Genomic DNA, 2,126 nt, shown 5'->3' with positions numbered 1-2,126 from the left:
TCATTGAATTCTGCATCAGGAATGGACTCAACAAGATGATTAATAATAGTAGAAACATCATTTTTCGGAAATGTAATTTCCGTTTCTATTGGTAGTGTTAGTTGAGACATGTTATAATTTTTATACATATAAAGTTCCTCCGTATCATTTTGTTTGTCGTTATTCATTATTATACGTGAGGGCTTTATTTTTTTGAAATAATATATAAAAAGAATCGATTAAGTAAAAATGTTTTTACCTAATCGATTCTTTTTTTGGCTAGGAATTATGTCCCAGCCCCGTTTTTTGTGGTTATAGAGTGTGGTTTTAATAAGATGAATCTTCTTCTAATTGACGCTCTAGCTCAGCATCTTCTCTATCCATTTTAGCTTGTTCTTCTTTCATTTGACGTTCAAATTCAGCATCTTCTTCTCTCATCTGACGTTGAAACTCAGCATCCTCCTGAGCCATTTTTTGTTCGTGTGCTTTTTCCCACCTATAGTAGATATCATCATATTCTTTTATAGTTACATCTCTAGACACGTGATTCATTTGTTTATCAGGTGTAACGAGTTTGTTATATTCATCCACAAAGTAGTTATATTCACTGGCAGGAATTAATACTTCCTCAGATAATTCGTCATCATTTTCAAATTCATCATTGTTATAATTTTTAGAAGAATTTTTTGAATTAGTTGTCTTTTCATTTAACGCTTTATTATCGCTAGATTCAGTAATTAACGGTTTTATTTTTGATTTGAGTTTTTCTCCATTTTCAGAAAGTTTAAGATATATTTCGTTACCATATGGAGACATTGAGTTATTATCGTGTGGAGGTTCTATTGTTACAGCAATCTCTTTAGGCAAATTATCTTGATAATCAATTGGAACCATTGAAAACCCTTTACCTTTGGTTTTAGCGTGATAGTTTTTGGCTAATGGTCCTGAATTTATACCTGCTTCAGGTTTTAACTGCTCACCAGTATCAGTTATAAAGTGTACATAATTTAAAAATTCAACTGATACATCAGTATCATTTTTAATTTCACCGAAGTAACTTAAGTATTTCTTTTTACTTGAAGTATCTTCAATTAACATATAACTAAAATTAGTTTTAAAATCCTTGTTATTAACCAGTGTGAGACCCTGGTTATTTGAACTTCCATTCGTATATTTTTTTAGAAGTTTATATTTTTTATTATTAAGTTGGAAAATACTACCTTTTGATGATTTTGCAAATTCAAGTGCATCACTAGTTTTGACTTTATTGTTATCTTTATCATTGTTGTTATTTTCAGGCTTAATAAAACTACACCCTGCTAATACAATTAATAAAACCAATGTTAAAATGTATTTAATTTTCATTGTGTCCCCTCGGTTATAATTGTTAATTTACGTTTATTTCATAAATATATCGTTTGTTTGAAAAAGTAGTTAAAGGTTGGAATTCTAGCTCAATTTTATTAGGATTTCCGTTTATAGCAAATCCTTCTGAGCCACTTATACTTCTACCAGGAGATAAAGAATCTATTAAAGTATCATTAATTGGATAGTTTTTAACTTGTTTACCATCAGCATAGACTTTTACATCTCCGCCAACAGGTATATCGTGATCGGAATTATTTTTTACAGTCATATCGACTTTCAAAACACGGTCAGCTTGTACGTCAGCGAATTCATTTCTTTCATCTGTGAAAGAGGCATTATCTAATGTAAATGAAACACCATCTATTTCAGTTGTTTCACCAACTTGCTTTATCTTTGTACTTTTATCTTTTTTTAAATCCCCTTTTTCATTAACAGCCTTATCAACTTCATTTACAAATGCACCGGTACATGCTGTAAAAACAATGCATAGAATTATAAATGTCAATAAACACCCACCGCATCCCCATAGCCATTTCTTTTTACTGTTTTTTTGTTGCTGATTCTGAAATTCTTGATATTCTGCCCATTGTTGTTTTTTTTCGTCGTTTCTGTAATCTTGCTTTTCAGATACAGTGCTTTTTTCAGATCTTATGTTTTCATTTTGTTTCATTAAAAATCCCCCTACATATTTAAAGTGAAATTACATCAAATGTATATCATTATTTTACACTATATAAATAAATGATTGTGATAATAAAATTTATTACAGACACGAAAAG

The 2,126-nt window shown here is 29.8% G+C and carries 2 protein-coding genes; both read right to left on the bottom strand.

The features are described from left to right. Positions 1–306 precede the first annotated feature (306 nt). Positions 307–1,344: a hypothetical protein gene (locus CD172_RS12200; RefSeq protein WP_103346495.1), complete on the bottom strand. Its 1,038-nt coding sequence runs from the start codon at positions 1,342–1,344 to the stop codon at positions 307–309. A 22-nt stretch (positions 1,345–1,366) separates the two neighbouring features. Beyond that, the gene (locus CD172_RS12195) at positions 1,367–2,017 is read right to left on the bottom strand and encodes a DUF4352 domain-containing protein (RefSeq protein ID WP_051879664.1); all 651 of its coding nucleotides are present in this window, start codon (positions 2,015–2,017) and stop codon (positions 1,367–1,369) included. Positions 2,018–2,126 lie beyond the last annotated feature (109 nt).

This window comes from Staphylococcus agnetis (assembly GCF_002901865.1).
Taxonomy (GTDB): domain Bacteria; phylum Bacillota; class Bacilli; order Staphylococcales; family Staphylococcaceae; genus Staphylococcus; species Staphylococcus agnetis.
Note: the sequence above shows the minus strand (reverse complement) of the source record. Positions and strands in the feature narration are given on the sequence as shown.